The organism is Sphingobacterium sp. ML3W, from assembly GCF_029542085.1.
Lineage (GTDB): Bacteria > Bacteroidota > Bacteroidia > Sphingobacteriales > Sphingobacteriaceae > Sphingobacterium.
Genome location: NZ_CP107036.1, coordinates 2,995,915 through 3,019,054 on the forward strand (window position 1 = coordinate 2,995,915; position 23,140 = coordinate 3,019,054).

The following is a 23,140-nucleotide window of genomic DNA, read 5'->3' on the forward strand; positions in this document are numbered from 1 at the left end:
ATGTTCTTATTAATAGCATCTTAAATCAAAAATGGCAGGTAAAAACTATGTAAAATGCTAAATCCTTTTGATGACTTCACCAAAAATTGCTTCTTTTTACCATTTAATGGGAGAAATCGTTACATATTTGATGGATAGAATTTCCGATCTGAAAGACTGGTGCATGTTCCGCGCCTTTGGAATTATAAGGCGGGTTGGTTCCGTTATCGGAATATCGCTGTGCATGATCAACATTGTTCGACGTAATATTGCTATTGATAATATGACCTCCTTTAACAAAATAACCTAAAAGCGTGTAATCACCAATAGCTTTCCTTGTCAAACAACTAATTTGGCTTAATAAGCCATATAGCCTCTCATCGGACGATTATTATATTTTCTTCTCAAAAATTTATTAATTTAGCTAGGGCTCGTAGCATTGTCCAAGGTTTGTGCTAAATTGAACCTTTAGTCCAATTTATCCCGAACTATTGCCAAGCTGTGAACCGTTACCTATAATACTCAATCGACCGATATGACAAAATACTTTCCCGAAATACTAACCAATGAAAAAATTAACGACAGACACATTGAGTTTCGCAATGCGTTATTTGATTTAGACAAAAATGTAATCAGCGCAGAAAATTCACACTACTTGACAAATATTTACTACTCCACCAAACAACTCGACATTAGAAATAAGATTTTAAAACTGTTGTATGACTTTAATTTTGCGACATTGAAAGAATTCTTTGCAAATGCTTACAAGAAAGAACGATATTTAGATATGAAAATCTATGCTTTGCGTGGGCTTTCAAATTTTATGGAAGAGAAAGAGATTGCTAAACTGCTTGATAAGTTTAATCAAACATTAGCAAAAAGGCAAGATACAACACCATATAATTACCAAGAGTACGAATTATTAAGAGGAAAAAACGCTTTGCCTTTTTTAGTCGAAAAATTTGGATATAACTGTTTTGAAGAAACCTTGGAACAATTGAATAAACAATATGATGATATGCCAGACGCGTTCAAAGGACACTTTACGACAGACGAAAACGGAGAAATTGTCATGTTGAGAAAACCGGAAGAAACTAAAATTATGATGGAGAAATTTTGGGAAAACGCAAGAAAGTAATACACAAAATAATACTGCTGATAGTAAGGGTTTGCTCGCAACAAAAGTAGCGATCCCTGTGGATATTAAGATTTAAACAAGTATGAAATTCACTCACAAATTCATAAAAACTGTTAACAACTACGCCTATTTCAGCAATAGAACACCGACCTCATAACACTACAAATAAGAAGTGGTTGTACCGCTATGAAGGCAGGTCTTTTACGGACTTTAAGGATAAAACGAGAAAGAATGAGCAATGAAAATTTGAAATTTGCTGTTTTAAAAGCAAGGACCTTTCCTCCCTTGCTTTTAACTATGCTATTAATGACTATTAGTGACAAATTCATCTATGGTACCCAAATAAACTTTAACGTTTTCAATTCCATTTCTTTTTAGAATAGAATAAGCCATATTAGCACGTGTACCACTTTTGCAATGAACAATAACGGTCTTGTCTCTATTGATCTTCTTTAAGTTTTCATCCAAATGAGAAAAAGGAATATTTTCAACGTACGGTATATTTCCACTTTTATATTCATTTTCACTGCGGACATCAATTACCTGAACGTCCTTATTACCCAATAAGGATTTGAAAGTAGCTTTGTCAACGGTATCCGAACTTGAGAGCGGAAGACCTAAACTTTCGATATCAGCTACGTAGCCATATATGTTATCCATGCCGATACGGGTGAGTTTGCGGGTTAGATCTTCTATGCTCCTTTCATCGCTGATCAACACAAATTGCAAGCTATAATCTAACAAGGAACCCATAAATGTCGCAAATGAATTGCTTCCCTCAATATGGAGACTACCGGGGACAAAGCCTTTTACAACTGTACCTGGTATACGGGTGTCCACGATGACCAATCCATTCTCCCGCGCTTTCAAGAATTGTCTTGTTGATAACTTAGCGGCCTGAGGGAGTTGAATATGTAATGGCCGGGGTAACCTGTTTTGCTGTTTCATCACCGCAAAGTATTTCGGTGGGTCGGGTTGCCCATCTAAGATATATTTGACAAAACTATTTTCATCCTTAAAATGGAAAGCTTTGCTGTTTTGTTTTTCATCTTTTAGGGTAGAGGTCGGGGCATCACTCAGCGCTTTACCACAGAAGGAGCCGGCTCCATGGCCGGGCCATATTTCGATCCCATCATGAAGTTTTGAGAATCGCTGCAGTGACGCAAACAACTGTCGAGCTCCCTTGTCTTGCGTACCATGTTGCTGGGCTACTTTTTCCAACAGATCGGGGCGCCCCACATCACCGATAAAAATAAAATCTCCTGTAAGGGCCTTTTGCGGTTTATTAGAAAGCGAAAGATCTGTCAGCAGGAACGTCATGCTTTCCGGAGTATGCCCTGGGGTATGTATGGCTTCAACAATGATACGTCCCAACTGGAACTGCTGTCCATCTTTGATCGGACTGTGTGGAATATGGTATGACCAATCTGGATCTGTCTCGCCAGAAAGGATCAATTCCGCCCCCGTAGCGGATGCAAGTTCCTGAGCACCACTTAAATAATCGGCATGTATATGTGTTTCTGTAACTTTTGTGATTTTTAACCCATTCTGTTTAGCGATATCGAGATAGGTATCAATATCCCGCTTCGGGTCGACTACGAGAGCTTCTTTGGTTTCCATACTGGCGATCACATAGCTGGTCTGTGCTAATGTAGAATCAAAAACACGTTCAAAAAACAACGTACCTGTACTTGGACTATGGCTGCTTACCCTTACTTTTGTATCTGCAATTGTCAACAGTGGAGCCGCCAAGGAAGCCGTCCCCAGTATAACACTTGTTTTTATAAAATTTTTTCTTTCCATATTATTCTTTTTTTAATTTCCAATATTTTCTCAATCTAGTATCCTACATTCATCAGCCTTTACTTATCATTCTTAGTCGTTGACCGCTGTTGTCTTCATGTTTAACCAAGCGATCACCCCCGAGATAAACGTAATGATTCCTGCGATGTGTACAGCCCAGATCAGACCAAAGAAATTGCCGACTATACCTGCCATCAAAGCACCGACAGCATACCCCATATCTCGCCAGAAACGGTACACGCCCAATGAAGAGGCCCGCCAACTGGGATGGGCAGCATCACTTACCGCTGCTAGCAAAGCCGGATACACCATCGCTGTACCAACCCCTAATAGGACAGAACCGATCAATCCGGATTGAAGTGGGTCAAATACAGCCAATCCGATGATAATATGTCCCAAAACCTGAACAAACATGCCCCAGACAATAAGTGGTTTCCGACCCCATCTATCAGCCAGAGGCCCCGTGATAATCTGTCCTACCCCCCATACAACGGGGTATATGGCTTTGATCCACCCCACTCCTTCCAACCCGACTCCTAATGACATAAACAGTAAGGGGAATACGCCCCAAGACATTCCGTCATTGAGATTGTTGATCAATCCGGCCTGCGAAATGGAGAACAAGTTCCTGTTTCTCATGGAGGTCTCCCTGAATACCCACCACAGGCTTGGTTTACCTTTGTGATCCTCTGAAGCCGTTCCTCTTAATTCCATAGCCTCCAACTCCGCATATTTTCGGGTATCTTTGACTAGGATAATTGATAGGAATAAACCAATAATAGTATAAACAATACCAATATAAAATGGCTGAGGACGCAGCCCATAATAAGAAGCCAGATATCCTGTCAAAAGTGCTGTCAATCCTACCGCCCCATAACCCGCTGCTTCGTTCAACCCCATGGCTAAGCCACGGCTCTTACGACCAACCAGGTCTATCTTCATATTTACTGTCATTGACCAAGCCAATCCCTGACTTATACCCAGTAGCACGTTGGCAAACAAAATCCAATTCCAACTGGGACTAAATGCCAAAAGAAAAGGCACGGGAAGTCCCACCAACCATCCCCATACCAGTACTTGTTTGCGGGTATAGCGATCGGCTAGTACACCCGAAATCAGATTCGTGAGTGCTTTGACTACGCCAAAAGCAATGATAAATGAAAAAACAACCACATCGGACTTTATATTGAACTCATTGGTGCCCACTAAAGGTACAACAGTGCGTTCTAGCCCAACCATTCCACCCACCATCATATTAACGAGAACAAGTAATGTAAACTGCCTCCAATTTTCTTTAAGCCCTAATCTGATCTGCTCCACTTGTTTTATCTATTTATTTATTATTACTAAAAAGACTCCTCGCTTATGATATGGTACATCTATTGGCTCCAGCCTCTAGATCCGCAGGATCAATGCCTTCATACTTGCTGGTTTTATTTAGCGCTGCAATTTGACTAGTTCTACCTGCAGCACTAACTGTTACGATCGCTATTTCTTTGGAAACAGGAAGATTGTCAAAAATATCTTGATCCCCTTTGTTGAGTGCTTCGTATGCATCAACATGATAGCTACCGTGAATATTCCATTCATCACGCTGATCCTGCGGTCTAACATCAACAATTGCTATTTTCTTATCGGTTCAAGCAGCTGTTGCAACTCGTAAACGCTTAAATCTTTTGTGCTCATTTGTATTATTTTGAGTATAATACAAAAGTAGCAAAAACAAACTATTCAATAGAATTATTGAATAGTTTGTTTTAGATAAAAAAGAATAATTCAATATAAACAACTCACAGACAATAATTTACATTAAAAAAATAGCGCTAAAACTTTGGTTATAGCGCTAGTTAAAACTGATTTAAACAGTAATATCATTCAGAAAGATCGACTGGATATCCTTTGATTGCCCATTCGGGATACCCTTCTTCTAGTCGGACGGCTTTATATCCTTTTTCTTTCAACAGGGCTACGGCCTCATCTGCATACACACAGAAAGGACCACGACAATATGCCACCAACATCTTACGTTTGGGGAATTTTTTGAATGAATCGCCCAATTTATCAATAGGAATTGACATCGCTTGATGAATATGGCCTCTATGATATTCTTCTTCTGGTCGGACATCTAAGAGTATTACCTCATCATTTTCGAGCATGGTCATTAACGTTTGAGCATCGATAGCCGACATATCCTCATGGTGTCCTTTACGAAAATCACTGACCACTTTCTCCACTTCGGCATTGAAAGCGATTCCTAATCCACGGAGGGAAACCCAGGTTTCATAAACGCTCTCACTTGCAAGCGTATAGTTTATAAAGTTCCCATTTCGGGTCACAGTCACCAATTTTGCATTTTTAAGATTTTGTAGATGTTGGGATGCATTTGCAATAGACTGTCCGGTATAATTAGCTATCTGTTCGACAGAAAATGGTCCTTGGGCCAAAAGATCGATAATTTCTAACCGCACAGGATTAGCCATTGCTTTAGCTACCTTTGCCAACTCAGTATATACTTTGTCTTTAAATTCTCTTTTATTCATAGTGCTATCCAAAAAGCGCTTCGCAAAAGTGAAATATTGATGGCGCTTAATTCATTGCAAAGTTATGAAAGACTTTACACTATTCAATTAAATTATTGAATAGTGTAGTTTTCTTTGCATTTACTCCCCCATTTTCTTTTTGGCATTAGAGAAAAATAAAGATATTGCCCTGAATTTTAGAATTCATCACTCCCTCAGACAGGATGGAAGATCTTGAACTGGTGGCGAATTCATAGTTTATCTGAATACTCCCCCAAAGCTCATTGAGTTGATCTTCGTCGTATGGATTCGCTTTCCTTTCAAGAGTAAAATACAATTTCCCGCAATCCATTTTTTCAAAATTTAGTTATTTACGATATCAATTCTTCAAGCAATACGAAATGAGCTCCTAGCCGTCTTTTAAATTCAGATTCACTAATATAAATTGATCCCTCTCATCATACAATTCATCAGGAGCATATTCGTCCACATCCAAGAATAGCGTATCCAAAATTTGGTAGATTCCATTGTCAGAAACAGATGCCATCCAGTGGATATCTTCCCTCCTAAGCTGAAGAAAGCTCGTCTCGAAAACTGATGCTGTGATCTCGTTATTTAGGAAAGCACGTAGTAAATAAAGCTTAACAACAACACATGATGGTTAGTAAATAATTTAATAGAAAAGCTTCAAACAGGCTTATAGTATCCAGCCAGTTTACTTAAGCCGCCACAATTTTCTTATCTTGCTTAAACTGTTTGTCATATAATTGGATGTAGGGTATACAGCCACAATTTATTAATGACTGATGGTCACCTAATGCTTCGATCTGTCCTTTGTGAAGCACAATTATTTTATCGTAATCTTTGATTCTTGAGAAATCATGAACAATTGCCATTAAAGTCTTTTCTTCTAAGATATCTTTTAGATTTTGATAGATCAGATGCTCAGACATTGCATCTATTGAACTTGTAGCTTCATCGAAGATTATGATATCGGCGTTCTTATATAATGATCTGGCAAGTGCTACACGTTGACGTTGGCCGCCGGACAACTTATTACCATTTTTGCCCAACGCTACATGCCCTGAGGATTAAAATATTACCAACCGGCAATAAAATACCAATCGTCTGTACCAACGATTATGCCTCCTGCCTCTGCTTCCGCATTGTAAACCTTAATGTCTCCTTTGAAGTGATTCATGTTTGTGCTCATCCTTTTTTATTTTCTTTAAGTTATTATTAACAAGAACTAAATTAGCCACAATTATTTTTAATGAAAAATAATTAATTTAAAATACATGACATTACACGTATACTTGTATTTAATAATACCTTGTGATACATGGTAGTTATATGAAGAGAAAAGGAAAGGTATCTTAGGTGTATGTCGCATGATATGCTTTTCCGCTATGCTACGTAGAGAATAAAGGCAGCAGTTACATTGGCCGTAACCGTTACATCAAAATATCTGATGTGTATGGGAGAAAGTAAATAATTAGATTTTAATAGCCCAGAATTCAGAGTAATTAAAATCTGAAGCCGAAACAAGTAGATTCATTTGTGTATTCCAAAGCAATGAGTTCGTCATCACTTTTGTTGAACAGTTTTATACAAAATCTACATCATGTCTGGATGTCATAATAGGGCTATTGGTCGAAAACCAAAGTTAGGTATTAATTATTGAAACAATAAAAATACCTAAACAATAAATTTACACTATAAAATTACGACAAATGTATTTAAACAACATAAATAAAGAAAAGTAGCAAGCCAAACTCAGCTAGCACACTATACATACCCTTTATAAAATAGCATCAATAACGGTGTAAACATCCACCACCAAAGAAATCAAAAGGAAAATAATTTCGATAAAACAGCCTATTGTCAGATCATGTAGTGGCTATTACACATAATTTGTTTATCACATTCGTTCGTTTATCTATTTGGTCAACTATTTAAAAATAAATAAATACACGCCATCATAAATTCGTGTTGCCCGATATTCTAATCTTTTTTATTCTGCAATTTATTCAACGTTTCTTCAATCATCTTCATCCGATTTTTTACCTTTTCGGCTGATGCGTCTAACGTATATCCCTCGTCCAAAAGTTCTTTAATAAGCAACATTTTTTTAATGTTCTCATAGTTGTACCTTCTGTTTTTGCCCTCCTCTTCGGTGAGACTTATAATAATTCCTTTTTCTTCCCAATAGCGGATTTGCCTTGGAGGAATACCAGTAATCTGCGATACTTCACCAATTCCGACAACCAATTTATCTAAAAAATCAAAGTCAAAAGACAGGTCACTATTTGTTTTCGATTCGCTCATTTTGTAATTTATTTACAATTTATGTTGCAAATATAAAATAATAGTCCTTATTTTGCAATTGTAAATAATCTACAATCTATGATTATTTAAAACAATAAAAGTATGAAAACAGCAATTTTGATTTTAAGCGTATTGATGATGACAGTAAATGTAAATGCACAGACAGTATCTTTAAAAGATGCTCAGTCCTATTTAGATGAATTTAAAAAGCATATTGAAATCCCCCAAGACTACAAGTTTCAAACTGCAAGTAAGGTTAATATGGATAATACCCCGGCTTATTTATTCCGCTTTGAGAAATCGTCCAATAACGGTCTAAAAGGAGAGCATTATTCATTTGTAATTTCAGAAAAAGATAAACAGATTTTGGGTTTTACGAATATGGATAAAAAGTATTCCAATACAAAAATGCTATTAAAGCCGGAAGCAGAAAAAATAGCAAAAGACTTTCTATTGAAGTTGGATAAATCATTAGCCAATGCTCTACAAAACCTTTGGATAGAAACACATGATGAAGAAATTTACGTTAACGAAAAGAAAACAACCATAGCGGGAATGAAGTACAAATGTTTTCGAGCTTCGCAAAATGATTATGCGTGGGTAATTGTCGGCTTTGACGGCTCCATAATTACATTTGAACGTAACATAAAGTGGAATAACGACGAACATAAACGCATTACAGAGAAATGGTTGCACGATAACTGGTTGGTTGAAAATAATCTGGATTTTTTAAACACATCAACAGACGAACAAACGCTAAGAAAACTCGTGGAGGAAACCTTCGCAAACGGAGCTTTGAATAAACTGAACTTAGAGGAAATGCCTCGAGGATTTCACCCGGATTTTTCTATCCTCATAGCCAAAGAAAATAACCTTTTCCGTCTTCCGCTGCGTAACTGGATGAAAGTTGTAGAAGAATACAAAAGCAATCCCGAAAAGGTAAGCTCTGGAATTAGAAATCTTGATTACACCATTGATATTTTAGGAATCACCGAAAATACTGCAGTCGTAAAAACACAATTTTTCAGAGATAAAAAACTCATTATTACGGATTACCTATCCTACATTAAATATCCCGACGGCTGGAAAGCCGTTGCAAAAATTTCTAATGAACATATTGTAAATCCATTACAGCTTAATCTTTAAATCAGATAATATGAAAATGTCAATTTTATTTATGCTAACATTTTTAAATATGAATTACCTACAGGCACAAACAAAAGAAAAATCAGCACTTATCCTTATCGAAACACAAAACGAATGGATGCACAGAGACGGAAAATTGTATAGGGCTTTGGTAAAAGACAAGGAAATGATGCACAATTCAATCGCTAACATTGAAAAGGCATTAGACTATGCAAGAAAGAACAACATTGAGGTTGTCCACGTTGGGTTGCGGTTTGAAAAAGGCTATCCCGAATTAGCGAATGGAAAAAGTGGCTTGCGGAAAGCGATACCACTAGCAGGAACTTTCCCAATAAATGAATTTGGCTCACAGTTTTATGAAGCGGTAAAACCTAATGACGGTGAATTTGTGGTTACCGGACGAGTTGGCGCAAGCGGTTTTACGGGATCGAATTTAGACGTATATCTGCGAAACAACAAGATTGAAAATCTGTATTTGGTGGGTTATGCTACTCACGTTTGTGTAGAAAGTACCCTGCGTGATGCCCACGAAAAGGGGTACAATACTTTTTTGATTTCCGACGGAACTTCTGCATTCAACCGTACGCAACAGGATTATGTTTTAAGCGAAGTTGTTCACCACTTTGGTGACCACTTGACAACCAAAGAATTTATGAATAAGTAAATACTAAAATTACAAAGCGGTTTGTGGTTTTGATAGCTACACCGCTTTGTTTGGTTGATTTAATTATTGCTGCGTGCATTGTCCCAGTAGCTAACAAAGAGGTCAAAAAGTGTCTGTGCATCGAGGTCGATCTCAGAAGCTGAATAAGTCAGATGTAATTGCTGAGTAGATTCTTCATAAGCCATTTTTTGAAAAATTTTGGAAAGTCGCCCTTTATATTTCGCCCTATTATGCAGAGATACGACTACCAGCATGTCACCACCAACTTTTTCTAATTGGATATTAGTCACATCAGACCATTCTCCCTGACCAAAAGCTTTGGATAGAGGTGTTGTTTTTCCCGAAAAATAGCAGGAATCTAATGATATCAAAGCTGATTTATCCCGCAAACTAATAAGCGTTTTCAGGAAAAAGTACAGCATGATTACCAGAAAAGTCGCCGAAAACACAAGCGCCCTTATTCGCAAGATGCCGTCGAACAGTCCCATACAATATAAAAGTATAATAAAAAGTAGTAGGCATATACCAGCCGTAGAAAATAACAACCTTGTCGTTTTCTTTTCATTTCTATATAAATTTGTTTCTTTTTTCATTTATTTACCTTATTTTATATTAATTTGATGTTTTTCTGCGTATTTCTGTCCCATACTAGAGAGTTGATCGGATTTAGCAAACTATTAAACCGTAAAATGCTCCTGAGCGACTAAAACGATTAGTCAAATCTATTGATGATATAGCACTATATAGGTGCATTTAATAAAAAAATAGGGACAAATCATATATACTATTTTATTACCTGTCAATACTCACTCCCATAAGTGACTATCCGAGTACCAATAGACATCTATTCGACGAAAATAAAAAGCATTGTACTATGAAAAGATACGTTCATGACAGTCTTGCTAATTGGTTAAACGACGCAAGTAAAAGTTTACTTTTCTGTATATGAAAAACATGGGTATAACAGGAGCGCTGTCGTGAATAATTGAGAAATTGAACAGCTGAATTTTCACATAAAGTGTTTCGCTACGAACTCATAGATCAAAGCAGATTTCCTACAGCTCCTAGCACGAAGAGAGGGCTATGCTATCCTTAATGATTTAACCTTCAAAATCAAGTAACAATTTCTATGCAACAAAATATTATACAAAATATCACACGTTTTTGTACGAAACAAAAGCGCTTGGAAGAATTATATACTTTTATTTGACAGGTATATAAACTTAAGTTTGAATAAAACGTCATTTAAGGAAAATAAAATATTGAAAACAATAAGGTTGTCTTATTAAAAAGAATTGTGCATTATAAAAATTTCAAATTATTACAACTATGATCATCTTCGGAACAAAAACAAAACTATTATCAAACAGTCCTGAAAACTTTTTAGGCGATTGTGATTATTGCCATACACCCAAGTCGGTATTTGCCCACAAAGAGGTAAGTTATTTCCATATATTCTGGATTCCTATATTTCCCTATAGATCAAAGATTATAACAATTTGTGGGCATTGTAAAAGAGTAAACTCTCAATCTGACATCAACCCACAGACACTAAACGAAATCCGGGCCAAGGGAATGCCCAAGATCCCTAAAAGATACTTTTTTGGTATCATACTGATCGCGCTTCTCTTTTTAGCAATTATCATTGTCGGAATATTTTCCTTAAGCAAAACGGATGCGTATCTGGATGACCCCAAAATAGGTGATGTATATAAAATCGAAATGAATGAAAGTGGCAGATCAATATACACACTTTATCGCGTTGCCGATGTTACAGCAGACTCGATAACCTTCTTAATGAATGATTACGAGGCTACTGACAGAAAAAGCTTCCGCAAACTACAGGAACAACATGCGGATAACTATTCTGAAAAAATCGTCTTATCGCGTGCCGAAGTACTAGAATTGTATGAGGAGAATCAGATATCCACGATAAAAAGAGATTAGCTGTGAGCGCTAATTTGCGCTCTACATTTCAATGGCCTTAATTGTTGATTCATCAAGGGCCTATCCATCAAGGAATAGATTAACCCAAACATGGCTCTCGCTGTCAGAAAATGAATTTATTCTTCCTACACATTACGGCTAAAACCAATTTACATATTGTCATTCGATTTAGATTATCCTAACGAATTAGAATCGGAATATAAGAAAAGGGCACTGACAAAAGGAGTAAAACCAAACATACAAAACACTAATAAAAACCAACTTACACCATTCAAACGAAATATCATACGAAATGTCACAACAATTGTATTTCGTAAAGATCAAAATATAATTTTTCTCATTCTATTTGTTTGATTACAAACGCAAAACTATTAAGATAATTTAATAGTAGCTTACGATTAAGCGACTATTATGTACACCGAGATGCTATAAGTTTAAGATGTCCAACATGGAGAATCTAAAAGCATCTGTACGTATTGATGATACAATTGCTCGCGTGAAAACAACCTCATAATAAAAAAAATCATTTACAAATATCAATTCGAAACTTTATGGATTTTAAATTAGTCATACGAACGTTTGCATTTGCTTTGCCTATTTTTTCCGCAATATATTGCATTATATTGCTACTGGTCAACTTATATAGCCGCAAACATGACCCCTTTTCTAAGCGGTTGATGTTTCTGTTAACTGGATTCTATATGATAGAAATACTCTATTGTATTAGTATTGCAATGTGTTTTTATTATAACGATGTTTACAGATACTCTATTCCGATCAACCTTTACTGTATGTTTGTTATACCTATACTCCTATATCATGTCGTTTTTAAACTAACACGGTTGCGCAAAAAAGAACAGTTCAACCTCTGGCATTATGCCATTCCAGTTTTCTTTCTGATAGCATATATTCTATGTACTTATATTATTCCGTTTTATTTTCAAGGATCACTAAGCTATTCGTTAAATACAACACATCGTTTTGGGATATTCGTTCATTTTTATACAAAATACCGATTATACATTCGGCTGTTGTTTAGTATTATCTATTTGGTTCTTGCCCTAAGGAGAGTAATAAAGTATAAAAAAGAGATCATTGAATACTCTGCAGATATTGACGCTTCATCATTAGGTTGGCTCTATCAGATATTCTGGTGTCTGGCTCTTCTGCTTCCAGCACCATTTCTGTATTACTTCGCTCCAAAAGGCGGTCTTTCAGAATATACGACTTCTATTATAACACTGGCGCTCATTACTATTTTTAACAGTATACTGTGCTACAATATTTTTTCCAAAAACTTTGTGCTACTAACAGAAGATATGATATTTCATGAAAAGGATAAAATTAACGCATTAGCGAAAAGTAGGATTATCGATCCAGTAGTTTTTGAAGACTATATGCGTATTGAAAAACCCTACTTACGTCCTGACCTCAAAATCACCGACATGATCAAACCACTTGGAACAAACAGAACCTATCTATCAACCTTTATCAATCGCCATTATGGGAAAAATTTCAGCTCGTTTATCAATAACTATCGACTGAAGGAAATTGAGATTTTAAAAATGGATCCAAACTACAAAAATGTTAAAGAAGAAGAGCTGATTTATATCGCTGGTTTTAAAAGTCTGAAAAGCTATCAACGAACAAAAGGTATAGCAGGGAAAATAATATAGGTCGCACAAAAAAGCTCCAAAATCCGAAGAATTTGGAGCCCGACAATATTCCTTCTGCTGAGGTTGCGGCAGGGAATACGTCACATCTACCTATGAATATAAAACATTCGAAAGTAATCAATAAAAAAAAGAAATATCGCCATATCATACAAAACAAACCGACCTATTATATAAATCTGCTCTGTATGTATGTAACACACTTTGTCCATAATCGCTAAAGCACATATGCACAATGAGTTTCTTTTTTTACAATTTGGCAGTTAGGTTTGTACCCTAGATACCAACGAATTTAAACTGAATTTCCATCTTTGGATATCAAAAAGATTTAGACTCTCAAAATAGAGAATTTACAAATTACATTTTTATTAAGCCGGATCTGGTGGCTATCGATCTGAAGTAAATTGAACAGAAAAGCTTAATAATATAAAGATTAACAAATGAAAAAAGACAACACAACACTGGAAATGAAAAAAAAGCAAAAATACGTTTCACCGGTTCTTGAGATTGGTATTATCGAAATGGAATGTGGTATAGCAAAGGGCTCAGCAGGTGTCAAGCCTGGCCCGGGCATTGAGGAAGAATGGGAGACCGATACCGAAGAGGAAACAACAGTCAAATGGCAGTAAATAGTCCTCTCTTTAGTTCCAATAGAGAATAAATTACTAAAAAACTATTAGGATCCTTCAGATTTGATATGCTGCCAATGTTGCCCAGATGAAGATCAAATTCGCGCTCGATTTGGATGACAATAACATCTAATATTCTACCTCATTCAAACGAAATTCAGCAGTTAAAATGCGTGAAAACTGAGAAGAGAAAGAATTGACGATGTTATTATCACACCGAATTAAAACAGTTGTCATAATAGCTCAAGAAATTACAACTGTGGGTACGTAAGCCGGATGAAATATATTTTTCTAGAAGAATGAAAGGCTATTGGAATTAGGGAAAGGGTATCGCTGCAAAGGAGGGCACAGCGGTAGGTCACGGAAACTGGAATATTAGAAAGGGAATTTAATAAAAATTCCCTTTTTGGAAATAGTACTGACGCCAATCTATCATGATTATGTTGTATTTAGAAGTTAATTGAACCGCCACGGGAAAGGATTTTTCCTTCAGCATCGATAAGGAAAAGCGTAGGAACCCCGGTAATACCATAACTTTGAAAGTTCTCCCCCTTTACACCTTGATAATCACAGTAGGTATCTAACCATGGAAAGCTGTGAATCTTACTATTGAATATCTTCTCTTCCGAGTCTGCCGAAAGCGCTATGACACGCGTACCTGAAGCCTTAATCGTCTTATATTTCGTCGATAGTTGTTTTAGCGTTTCCATACTATTTGGATCGTCAGATTGATAAAATATAAGTATCGTACGTACAAAATCCTTCCCAGAAGCATTTATACTTATCGTTCTTTTCTTCATTTTATTGCTTTTGGAACTTGTCCCTGTTTTGAAAACAAGATCGGGAGCAACAGAACCTACCGTACCTTTTATGTAAAAGGCCAATGGCCCATCAAAGGCTGTAATCTTACCGGACGAAACAACTGTCTTGGCAATATATCCTATATAATCATCATCACCCCGCTGAACCAAGCGGCTAGCAATGTCCTGTGCTAGTTCGGTAAAAATCAAAGGAGATTTTATTCGTGAAGCTATTTTTTGAAAATCCGAAGTAAATCGAGTCGGATCTTTCAGTACGTCAATACGACTATATAACCAAGAATCGATTACTGCATTCCAATGCCCCGAGGTATACAAGGTCTCCCAATTGAGCTGATCACGAATAAAATCAGCTACATTCGCTGCTCTTTCGTGCTCTTTTTCCAGCAAATGGGTCCCAAATCCAGCCTCAACATTACAAATCTGTGTCAACTGACTAATATAATCTCCCTGTGCACTTAGACCTTTAGACAAGCTGGCATAGGCTTCTTTTTGCTTCCCGAGCTCATCTGTTGCTGCTGAACTTAGCGCTTGTCTATAACGTTCAAGAATATCATTGCTGGAACTGTATAATCTATTGAACTCTTTATTTTTACCATTGTCAGCATATATAATGTTACTTTCATTTGGCTGTGACGATTCACAGCTTACAGAAAAGTCCGTACCAGGGATAAACATATCTAAGCCACCCCCTTCCGTCGTCCCAGTAATTAGCCATCTACTCATCCCCGTGTAAGGTGCATATTCTTTGGGAATAGTTAATACGAATTTACCATCCTGTGGAATAGTGCCTTGGTATATAGTCTTGGGATGTCCCCCCTGGAAAATAATAAAATCATATTTTTTGCCCGTGAAATGAGGAAAATACATACTGATAGTTTGTGTTTTCTGCGTACAAGAAAACAGGCAAGAAAAGACTAAACTAAATAATATAATTGTTTTATACATGTTTTGCTAATTATTACGCTATTGCCTCTGATAACTTACAATAAGTATAGCCAATAGTTTGTTAAAATGCTATTTATATATCCTTGTCCTTTATAGTACTAGGATATATAAATAGCACGCACTATAGTAATTAAAATTGAATCGTCCTTACAATTTATTACTTCATTTTAATACAGCGAATTGGGGTGGACGACAAAGCAGTCCCGGTTACACTTACCCAAAAAGTTCCATTTTGCCTTATATTAGCCATACTTCCATAAAATGAGCTCCCTAAAGAATAAGGAGTTGCAGCCCAATACCACGCCTGAACACCGCGGTCCTTAATATTGCCTATATCGTAGGGAGAGGATGCTTGCCACGCTCTAAACCCCGCAGCTGGAAGCATAAGTTTCTCGCCAACCATAAAGCCTGCCTCAAATAAATTCTGCCCCCAAGTATTCCCTGTTCCACTTATGACATTGTGTTGAAATAATTTTTCAAAATCATCCCTAGTCATTACTTGATAAGTACCTGGACAGGGATCTTGCGTTCCTTTTGCATCATTCCAACCCGACTTAGTCTCCCCCCCTGGTTGGCTAATAATACCATTTATATCATCATTTACATTCTGCCTATTACCGATTTGAGAATAAATCCCAACAGAGTTCTTGTTGCCCCATTTAAACTTAGCCCCTTGGAGATCCTTGTGGGGTACAAAAGGATTTCCATTCTCATTCGCATACATATTATAACATGCAACCTCTCTCCATTCCGTTTTATTGGGGCCAAAATAAGCACCGCAACCATCGGCAGTCATATCAAATTTAATTTTCAGACTTTTCTTTTTACCACGGGTAATTGTGAAAAAAGGCTTGGTGGTTATCGTCCGCTCAGTATCATCAATATTAATAGTAGCAGCAAATGTCCCCTGTCCAGTAGTCTCCCCATTGACAAATATAGGCAATAAGGATACATTAGTGGATCCGGTGGTATGACTATATGATAAGTCCGGTATTTTCCCGAGAGGAAAGAATACCTGAGTAAAGGTGCCGTTTTTTAAACTGAATTGTCCATACTGAAAATTCGGGGTGATAATAATATCTTTAACACTTTTGATCCGCTCTCCTTTGGTCTCGAGATTTGCTGTAATCAAGGCTACTTTATGTTTCAAAAGTATTTTTAAAGGATTGTCCTTCCCCCCCTCAGGAACAAAGTCTTCATTGATGAAATACATCAGGTCTTTACCCTCCAAATAGTTATATATAACATTGGCATTATCAAAAGTTTCATTGGTTGAAAGAAAAGGTAAACTATTACCTTCGTTCGCATAAGCGACCATAGTATAGGATATCCCTCCGTCCAATATGAGATTATCGCCCACAAGAGCTGTACCATTAATGACTATATAATCCTTATGAGTTTTATATATTTTGCCCTTAGAATTATCATAAGCCACCACGCGTAGAGTACCAGAAAATGCGGCTCTGTTAGCGGCTCGTGCTTTGGGAGCAATTGTCGGAACCGCTTCAATACTTATATAGTTACTGGGATCTATCATTACAATAGTTTTCTCTGGTTTCATGCTTCTTGAAGAAGCTTTAGTGTCCGGAGTATCTTCATCGTACGCATCTCCTATAAAATTGATCTTCACAACCGCTGCCCCCCCTGGTACCGAATGGTCATCCTTTTCCTTTTTATTACACGACGTGATCCATAAAAAAGGAAAGATTATGGCTAGCCCTAGCATTTTTCTAAAATTTAGCTTCTTCATTCTATTTTAATTTATTATTGTAATTCAAAAATTTAACCGCTCTCTTATGCATTCATTAATTGTATTCTCCTTCATGTCAGAGTCCATCTTTTCAAATACGCTCCATCCGACCACACTTTTCAATAGATATGGACAATTAATTAAGCAGCAAATAATAGATCGTATCTACTAATCCGGAGGCAAAGATGAGATCTCAACAAGTTCTTTGCAGGATATAGTATAAAAATCTGACTGACACATTGTAAAAAAGATAAGTTATCATTACTTATATGCAATCAAAAGAGTACTTCAGAAACAATAAGCCATTCTAAAGTTTTATATCATCATTTTCTCTTTCTACCAAATACATCACCGATGGACCTAGTGAACCTCGCCAAAATATTTCGACTTTCCTCATTACCATACCCATAGCCATGTCCATAGCCATAGCCGTATCCATAGCCGTAGCCAGACTGTCCCAATTTAAGTCCATTGAGGATTAAAGCGAGATTTGACAGCCTTTTTTCCTCATAGATTTTCTGCAGTTCTGGGAGCTGGCGCTTATCCATTTTCCCGGCACGGATCACAAACAATGTCAAATCCGAAATCCGATCTATCACGGTAGCATCTGCAACTATTCCCATAGGTACTCCATCAATAATAATATAATCATATCGCTCTTTTAGATCAGTGATCAGTTGGTCAAGCCTTTTACTGAGCAATAGTTCTACAGGATTGGGTGCTTCGCTTCCGATAGGTACATAGTCAACATTTTCGATACGCAGGTTGCGATGAATAATATCATCCAAAGTGACATTTACATCGGATAGATAATGGCTCACACCCGTTCCTTCTTTAATACCTACCCGTTTACTCAGCGTTCCTTTTCGTAAGTCAAGATCGACGACAGCTATTTTTTTGCCCAAAAAGGATAATGTGTCTGAAAGATTCAAGGAGGTAAATGTTTTACCGACTCCGGGGATAAATGATGTCAATGAAATAACCCTTGGCTGCTTCCCTTCTCTCGACATAAAGCTAATATTTGTACGGAGGATACGGAAAGCTTCTGTCAGGGCATCCCTGCCGGTGTTATTCACCAAAATATCGCCTTGATTTGACCGTTTGGTTTTGACTAATGGTATCTCTCCCAATAACGGTACATCAATTGCATCTTCAACATCTTGGCGGCGCCTTACCTTGGTATCGAGAATGGAAAATGTCAATATAATAATGGCTGGTAGAATGAATCCGATCCCCATTCCTAAGCCAATTTTTCTTATTTTACTTGGGGCGATCGGCACGGTTGATACGATCGCTGGGTCAATAATCCTGATGTTATCTTCGGTCATCGCTTGGTTAATAGCATTCTCCTCACGCTTGTTCAAAAGATAAAGATAGAGCTCCTCTTTTACCTTTTGCTGCCGCTCTACAGACAACATTACGCGTTGTTTTTGTGGCACCTGCATGGCTTTGCCTCGCGCGGCATACTCCTCCTTCTTCATATTCCGGGCCTTAATATTTAAACCATCTATGGTATTATCTACAGCTCTTCCAATATTGCCTCGCATTGCACCCAGGGCTCTGTCCAGATCTTGTACCACGGGATTGGCGTCACTACTCCCTTCTATCAAACGATTACGTCTAAGGAGTGTCGTATTGTAGTCGTTGATCTGCGATTCGACACTGGCATCGACCAGACCCGTATTGTTGGGGATCAATTCATTTTTTTTGCTTCCATCGGCTAGATAACCACGCATCATTTGGGCAAGATTAATATCGGTTTCGACCTTAGTGCGCTCGGATTGATACAATCTCGTATCTTCAAAATAGGCCTCCCCGACTCTGGCAACATCCATCCCCTGGTTTTGTGTCCGTAAATCTTCGATACTCGATTCAACAGATCCCAGCTCCTGTTCGATAATCGCCAGCCGGTTCTTGATAAAATTAGCCGTATTGATACCAATCTGATTTTTATCTTGCAGGGCAACTTCATTGTACACATTTACCATCTCTGCAATCAGTTCAGTAGCCCGTGTGGGATTGGTATCTTCGGCTACAATCTGCAACAAGGAAGCTTCTTCCTCCATTTGAGTGATCGATAGGGCCGACACAAAATAATTGACCATGCTTTCCAGCGCGTATTTTTCGACTTTGATTTCCTGATCCATATAGATCTTACCAAATCCCTCCGTCGACTGTATGATCACCTGTCCAACTGGGGTATTGACGGGTTTATCTAATACTGCTCTGATCTCACCTATCCCCTCCCCCCTACTCCAATTGGTGAGAATGATGTCTTTGTTCCCTAGTAGGGTGACCGTAAAAGAAAAGGAATCTTCTGGCTTTGCCTGGGGAACAATGACTCGTACCGGACTTTCCTTATAAAGTTCTTTCCGGCGCAATCCCGCTCTAACGGTATAGCTCATTTCGGCCCCTATGCGGGTAACGGTCTGACGCATTAACTCCTTGGACTTTAGTTGGAGGATCTCACTTGCCACACTGATGGAACTGTAAGCCTCACTCGTCCGGGAGATGCGGGCAGTCCTGGGCGTATTCAACGGTGTCTTTATAATAATCGTTTCGTAACTACGATAGATAAAAGGGGATTTGGCATATTGATAATAGTAGTAAGCGCCAAATACGAGAATGGATAAAGCAAACCATTTCCAATGGTACAACAGATGTCTTAAAACGTCTAAAATATTGATTGTTTTGTCTTTTTGTGTTTGGGTATATTGTTCTATTTTCATTTTCGAGTATTTTATTTTAGCAACGTCAATGTTGCTAAGATGATGGAAACCACACCCATTGCTATGGAGGTGAATCGCCAGGTTCTGTCTTCACGTGGAGTACTTTCTGCACCTACGGGCTCTACATATACAATATCATTCTGCTGAAGATAATAAGCGGGGGAGTCAAAAATATCCTGAGATCCAATATCGTTCAGGATCTTTTTGCGAACTCCATTCTCCTCGCGAATAACGGTCACACGGTCTGAAGCGGCATTACGTGTTAGCCCTCCAGCCTTGGAAATGGCTTCCAATAAATTGATGCGTGCATCGGGCACATCAATGATACCCACGCGGTTGACCTCGCCCATCAGGTTGACTTTCAGGTTCAATAGCTCAACTTTGACAATTGCATCTTTAATGTATCCACCTTCTGATAATCGATTAACCAAAAGATCACGTACCTGCTCTAGAGTCAACCCTTCGAGATGAAAGTTGCCCAAAATCGGAAAAGTAATATTACCCTGCTGGTCAATCAGATAAGTTGGCGCATCCTGATTATTACCACTCGTATTCGATCTACTCCCTTTTTCATCAGCAACGTAATTGCCTCCTATCACATTGAATGGAGCCGCCAGTTCGGGGTTCTTAGCACTGATTTTGATACTCAGCCGGTCACTTTTCTGCAATTTTAACATCGGTACCTCGAGCATTTGATAGTCTATATTTGGAACCATGTCGTTGACATATACCACTTTCTTGGAGGTCATACACGAAGTAAATAGACCTAAACCAAGCAAAATAATCCATAAAGTGAATTTTTTCATTTCTTAATAAATATTTAATTTTTGTTGATTTTATTTTTATACTACTGTTTCTCTGTGCCAAGTCATCGCTTTCTTTTATTTAAAAGATGGATAAACGGAAACCATAAGGCTTCTTTAGGTGCATGGGAGAAATATTTTGTTAGCCGTCGCAACAGCATGCCCGTCTTGTTTTTACGAACAATATAGGGGCCTTCTGTTTCCTTAATATAGGATGTATCAGTAAAGCCAAAGTTGCCACCGTGCCAGACCTCATCTATGATAGACAGACCAGAGTCCATCGTATTGCTTGCAAAAGGCAGTTTATCCGCCGGCAAACCGATATAGTCTACCAGTAGTTGGTGTACCGCTGATATCCAATTTATTACACCAAGATCACTATAGAGGAGTTCCAATCGCTTGCCATCAAGTTTTGCCGCGTATTTGTCATAAAGTGCGGCCAGATCACAAAATTGACGGAGACCGATACCAAAAGATAGTGAATGCTTAAGAATGTGTGCTGTAATCTGAACAACTTGAATCTGAGGTGCCAGTACGGCTATCTCGCGCCCTCCGATTGTGAGGGTTGTATCTGGAAAATCTGCCCTTATCTGTTTCAACAGATTTTTGGAGAATGGATTGTGGAAATCAAACAGGCGATCATGAAGGTCTGTTTCATAACCTTTCCAGAGATAAACGGGACTCCCTCTCCCCAACGTTGGCACACCTTTTTTGGTGAGTTGCAACTGGGCCAAATCAAAGTGTCTTCCTTTATCAAAATACCAATCGATATCACCACAGACACGGTGCTGGGGTACTCTGTAAGCCACCGCGACCCCCTGGCCTTTTAGTAAGATTGGGCACAAACCATGCGTCATAAAAAATATGTGTTGTTCTGCTATAATATCGTTGGATAAGCGGTTGCTACGCTCGACCCTGTCGACCAATACGGACCATTTTTGTCGCATTTCTCTGGGAGGTAAATTTTCGGGTGCCAATAATAACAATCCATCGTACAACAAACCTTCAACTGTTTGCTCCACAGCGCGGGCATAAACTGCTGACCATTCCTCTGCCGATAGCGGAAACAAGTCAGCCTCCCATATATTTTCACCCCATAAGCCACTCTTCAATAAAAAAAAGAAAGCTCTTTCAATTCTATTATTTTCCATATATCTGCCTACATTTTTCTACCATTTTCTCTCTCGTAAAATAGGTACGATACCGTTGCTTACTTCCCGCTGCATATTGCTGATAAAGTGTTGGATCGGTACCGACTCGACGAATCGCAAGGGAAAGTTCCTCGGGATTTTCCGGAGGGACAACCAAACCGGAGACGTCATGCTGATTTACCCAGCTTACGCCTGAGCCCGGAATTTTTGTTGATATTACAGGCTTTCCACAGGACATGGCTTCGATCTGCACAATAGCAAAAGCCTCCGTTTTCCAGATAGAGCTTAAACAAAAAATATCCGCTGCTGCAAAATAACTGGACAGTTCCTCATCACGGACAAACCCGATCATACTCACTCTTTCTTCTAGTTTCAAATCGCCGACCAGCTTCTGAAGCTGATCATGAAGGGGACCCTTTCCGCCAATAATGACATGAAAACGTTCATCTAGCGCTTGAGCTGCACGAATCAGATACTCATATCCTTTGTATTCTACGAGACGTCCTACAGCGAAGACAATGATTTTGTTCGGATAACGTTTTCTAATTTCTTCTATACCCGATGCCTCCTGTTCAATAGCATTTACGCCAATGGGCACATAATCAACTTTATGTTGTACATGCTGCAAAAAGGGCGACTCCCGTACATATACCGGCGTGGTACCAACAATTTTATCTGCTCTTTTTATCAACCAGTTCTGGAGCGGTTTATATAACTTGAGCAATGTTTTTTGCTTAAGAATATCCGAATGCCAATGCAAGATGACCTTTTTCTTAAATCCTGAAAGATAAAGGGCCAATGTGGCCATTGGATCTGGATGATGGATATGGATAATATCATAATGGTGAGCAATCTGTCGAAGCCTAGCGATCATACCCGGAGCCAACATAGTGCCCGCCACTTTTATGGATGTATTGACCACAAACAACGTGGCATAATCATTGATTTTGATAACGGAAGCAGGGTGCCCTTCAGTCGAGGCACATAACATATCGCAGTGTACCTGTTGGGCAGATAGTCCCAACATAAGGTCATACATCACTTTCTCAACTCCACCCCTGATCGGATAGAATTTCCCCAATTGCAATATCTTTAAACTTTTTGTTGTTTCCATA

19 protein-coding genes and 1 pseudogene are annotated in these 23,140 nt (G+C 38.2%); 6 read left to right on the forward strand and 14 right to left on the reverse strand.

Annotated features, from left to right (window positions below):
* Positions 1 to 103: 103 nt before the first annotated feature.
* Complete coding sequence (locus OGI71_RS12725; protein ID WP_282255848.1) at positions 104 to 322, reverse strand: hypothetical protein; 219 nt, start codon at positions 320 to 322, stop codon at positions 104 to 106.
* A gap of 192 nt (positions 323 to 514) precedes the next feature.
* Here OGI71_RS12725 and OGI71_RS12730 point away from each other — a divergent pair, with 192 nt between their 5' ends.
* The gene (locus OGI71_RS12730; RefSeq protein WP_282255849.1) at positions 515 to 1,117 is read left to right on the forward strand and encodes a hypothetical protein; all 603 of its coding nucleotides are present in this window, start codon (positions 515 to 517) and stop codon (positions 1,115 to 1,117) included.
* 303 nt (positions 1,118 to 1,420) lie between these two features.
* Here the strand turns inward: OGI71_RS12730 and OGI71_RS12735 are convergent, their stop codons facing one another.
* From OGI71_RS12735 to OGI71_RS12760, 6 genes and pseudogenes are all read right to left on the reverse strand, one after another.
* Positions 1,421 to 2,920 carry an MBL fold metallo-hydrolase gene (locus OGI71_RS12735; RefSeq protein ID WP_223577858.1) on the reverse strand — a complete coding sequence of 500 codons (1,500 nt, stop codon included), beginning with the start codon at positions 2,918 to 2,920 and terminating at the stop codon, positions 1,421 to 1,423.
* A gap of 72 nt (positions 2,921 to 2,992) precedes the next feature.
* The gene (locus OGI71_RS12740; RefSeq protein WP_282255851.1) at positions 2,993 to 4,240 is read right to left on the reverse strand and encodes an MFS transporter; all 1,248 of its coding nucleotides are present in this window, start codon (positions 4,238 to 4,240) and stop codon (positions 2,993 to 2,995) included.
* A 551-nt stretch (positions 4,241 to 4,791) separates the two neighbouring features.
* The gene (locus OGI71_RS12745; protein WP_223577848.1) at positions 4,792 to 5,460 is read right to left on the reverse strand and encodes a metalloregulator ArsR/SmtB family transcription factor; all 669 of its coding nucleotides are present in this window, start codon (positions 5,458 to 5,460) and stop codon (positions 4,792 to 4,794) included.
* Between the two features lie 388 nt (positions 5,461 to 5,848).
* A pseudogene (locus OGI71_RS12750) lies at positions 5,849 to 6,073 on the reverse strand (colicin immunity domain-containing protein); the annotation flags it as partial.
* Positions 6,074 to 6,158: 85 nt separating this feature from the next.
* Complete coding sequence (locus OGI71_RS12755) at positions 6,159 to 6,512, reverse strand: ATP-binding cassette domain-containing protein (protein ID WP_282255852.1); 354 nt, start codon at positions 6,510 to 6,512, stop codon at positions 6,159 to 6,161.
* A 931-nt stretch (positions 6,513 to 7,443) separates the two neighbouring features.
* Positions 7,444 to 7,767 (reverse strand): MerR family transcriptional regulator, encoded by a 324-nt coding sequence (locus OGI71_RS12760; RefSeq protein WP_282255854.1) that lies wholly within the window; start codon positions 7,765 to 7,767, stop codon positions 7,444 to 7,446.
* 102 nt (positions 7,768 to 7,869) lie between these two features.
* Between OGI71_RS12760 and OGI71_RS12765 the strand changes: the two genes are divergently transcribed.
* Together OGI71_RS12765 and OGI71_RS12770 are read left to right on the forward strand one after the other, a co-directional pair.
* Positions 7,870 to 8,913, forward strand: coding sequence for a nuclear transport factor 2 family protein (locus OGI71_RS12765; protein WP_282255855.1), 1,044 nt, complete (start codon positions 7,870 to 7,872; stop codon positions 8,911 to 8,913).
* A gap of 49 nt (positions 8,914 to 8,962) precedes the next feature.
* A complete protein-coding gene (locus OGI71_RS12770) occupies positions 8,963 to 9,577 on the forward strand; it encodes an isochorismatase family cysteine hydrolase (RefSeq protein ID WP_282255856.1) in 615 nt (204 codons plus the stop codon).
* 59 nt (positions 9,578 to 9,636) lie between these two features.
* On the opposite strand, the gene OGI71_RS12775 is transcribed toward OGI71_RS12770, so the two are convergent.
* A complete protein-coding gene (locus OGI71_RS12775) occupies positions 9,637 to 10,170 on the reverse strand; it encodes an STM3941 family protein (RefSeq protein WP_223577789.1) in 534 nt (177 codons plus the stop codon).
* Positions 10,171 to 10,906: 736 nt separating this feature from the next.
* Between OGI71_RS12775 and OGI71_RS12780 the strand changes: the two genes are divergently transcribed.
* The 3 genes from OGI71_RS12780 to OGI71_RS12790 all read left to right on the forward strand — a co-directional run bounded on the left by OGI71_RS12780 (position 10,907) and on the right by OGI71_RS12790 (position 13,826).
* Entirely contained in the window at positions 10,907 to 11,524 is a 618-nt protein-coding gene (locus tag OGI71_RS12780; protein ID WP_282255857.1) for a hypothetical protein, read from the forward strand.
* 842 nt (positions 11,525 to 12,366) lie between these two features.
* The gene (locus OGI71_RS12785; RefSeq protein WP_282255858.1) at positions 12,367 to 13,200 is read left to right on the forward strand and encodes a hypothetical protein; all 834 of its coding nucleotides are present in this window, start codon (positions 12,367 to 12,369) and stop codon (positions 13,198 to 13,200) included.
* A gap of 437 nt (positions 13,201 to 13,637) precedes the next feature.
* Positions 13,638 to 13,826, forward strand: coding sequence for a hypothetical protein (locus OGI71_RS12790; RefSeq protein ID WP_282255859.1), 189 nt, complete (start codon positions 13,638 to 13,640; stop codon positions 13,824 to 13,826).
* A gap of 449 nt (positions 13,827 to 14,275) precedes the next feature.
* On the opposite strand, the gene OGI71_RS12795 is transcribed toward OGI71_RS12790, so the two are convergent.
* From OGI71_RS12795 to OGI71_RS12820, 6 genes are all read right to left on the reverse strand, one after another.
* On the reverse strand, positions 14,276 to 15,592 hold the full coding sequence (locus OGI71_RS12795; RefSeq protein WP_282255860.1) for a thioredoxin family protein: 1,317 nt from the start codon (positions 15,590 to 15,592) through the stop codon (positions 14,276 to 14,278).
* A gap of 157 nt (positions 15,593 to 15,749) precedes the next feature.
* Positions 15,750 to 17,342, reverse strand: a complete 1,593-nt coding sequence (locus OGI71_RS12800; protein WP_282255861.1) for a hypothetical protein — start codon at positions 17,340 to 17,342, stop codon at positions 15,750 to 15,752.
* Positions 17,343 to 17,665: 323 nt separating this feature from the next.
* The gene (locus OGI71_RS12805; RefSeq protein WP_282255862.1) at positions 17,666 to 20,071 is read right to left on the reverse strand and encodes a polysaccharide biosynthesis tyrosine autokinase; all 2,406 of its coding nucleotides are present in this window, start codon (positions 20,069 to 20,071) and stop codon (positions 17,666 to 17,668) included.
* Positions 20,072 to 20,082: 11 nt separating this feature from the next.
* Positions 20,083 to 20,877 carry a polysaccharide biosynthesis/export family protein gene (locus tag OGI71_RS12810; protein WP_223577766.1) on the reverse strand — a complete coding sequence of 265 codons (795 nt, stop codon included), beginning with the start codon at positions 20,875 to 20,877 and terminating at the stop codon, positions 20,083 to 20,085.
* A gap of 62 nt (positions 20,878 to 20,939) precedes the next feature.
* Entirely contained in the window at positions 20,940 to 22,025 is a 1,086-nt protein-coding gene (locus tag OGI71_RS12815) for a nucleotidyltransferase family protein (RefSeq protein WP_282255864.1), read from the reverse strand.
* Entirely contained in the window at positions 22,015 to 23,139 is a 1,125-nt protein-coding gene (locus tag OGI71_RS12820) for a glycosyltransferase (RefSeq protein ID WP_282255866.1), read from the reverse strand. The genes OGI71_RS12815 and OGI71_RS12820 overlap by 11 nt, the downstream gene beginning before the upstream one ends.
* Between the last annotated feature and the right edge of the window lies 1 nt (position 23,140).

Excerpts from the sequence above, each read along its gene's own strand:
- OGI71_RS12795 (WP_282255860.1), bottom strand. The coding sequence starts at position 15,592 with ATGTATAAAACAATTATATTATTTAGTTTAGTCTTTTCTTGCCTGTTT.
- OGI71_RS12765 (WP_282255855.1), top strand. The coding sequence starts at position 7,870 with ATGAAAACAGCAATTTTGATTTTAAGCGTATTGATGATGACAGTAAAT.
- OGI71_RS12745 (WP_223577848.1), bottom strand. The coding sequence starts at position 5,460 with ATGAATAAAAGAGAATTTAAAGACAAAGTATATACTGAGTTGGCAAAG.
- OGI71_RS12730 (WP_282255849.1), top strand. The coding sequence starts at position 515 with ATGACAAAATACTTTCCCGAAATACTAACCAATGAAAAAATTAACGAC.
- OGI71_RS12810 (WP_223577766.1), bottom strand. The coding sequence starts at position 20,877 with ATGAAAAAATTCACTTTATGGATTATTTTGCTTGGTTTAGGTCTATTT.
- OGI71_RS12775 (WP_223577789.1), bottom strand. The coding sequence starts at position 10,170 with ATGAAAAAAGAAACAAATTTATATAGAAATGAAAAGAAAACGACAAGG.
- OGI71_RS12780 (WP_282255857.1), top strand. The coding sequence starts at position 10,907 with ATGATCATCTTCGGAACAAAAACAAAACTATTATCAAACAGTCCTGAA.
- OGI71_RS12820 (WP_282255866.1), bottom strand. The coding sequence starts at position 23,139 with ATGGAAACAACAAAAAGTTTAAAGATATTGCAATTGGGGAAATTCTAT.
- OGI71_RS12790 (WP_282255859.1), top strand. The coding sequence starts at position 13,638 with ATGAAAAAAGACAACACAACACTGGAAATGAAAAAAAAGCAAAAATAC.
- OGI71_RS12815 (WP_282255864.1), bottom strand. The coding sequence starts at position 22,025 with ATGGAAAATAATAGAATTGAAAGAGCTTTCTTTTTTTTATTGAAGAGT.
- OGI71_RS12770 (WP_282255856.1), top strand. The coding sequence starts at position 8,963 with ATGAATTACCTACAGGCACAAACAAAAGAAAAATCAGCACTTATCCTT.
- OGI71_RS12805 (WP_282255862.1), bottom strand. The coding sequence starts at position 20,071 with ATGAAAATAGAACAATATACCCAAACACAAAAAGACAAAACAATCAAT.
- OGI71_RS12735 (WP_223577858.1), bottom strand. The coding sequence starts at position 2,920 with ATGGAAAGAAAAAATTTTATAAAAACAAGTGTTATACTGGGGACGGCT.
- OGI71_RS12800 (WP_282255861.1), bottom strand. The coding sequence starts at position 17,342 with ATGAAGAAGCTAAATTTTAGAAAAATGCTAGGGCTAGCCATAATCTTT.
- OGI71_RS12760 (WP_282255854.1), bottom strand. The coding sequence starts at position 7,767 with ATGAGCGAATCGAAAACAAATAGTGACCTGTCTTTTGACTTTGATTTT.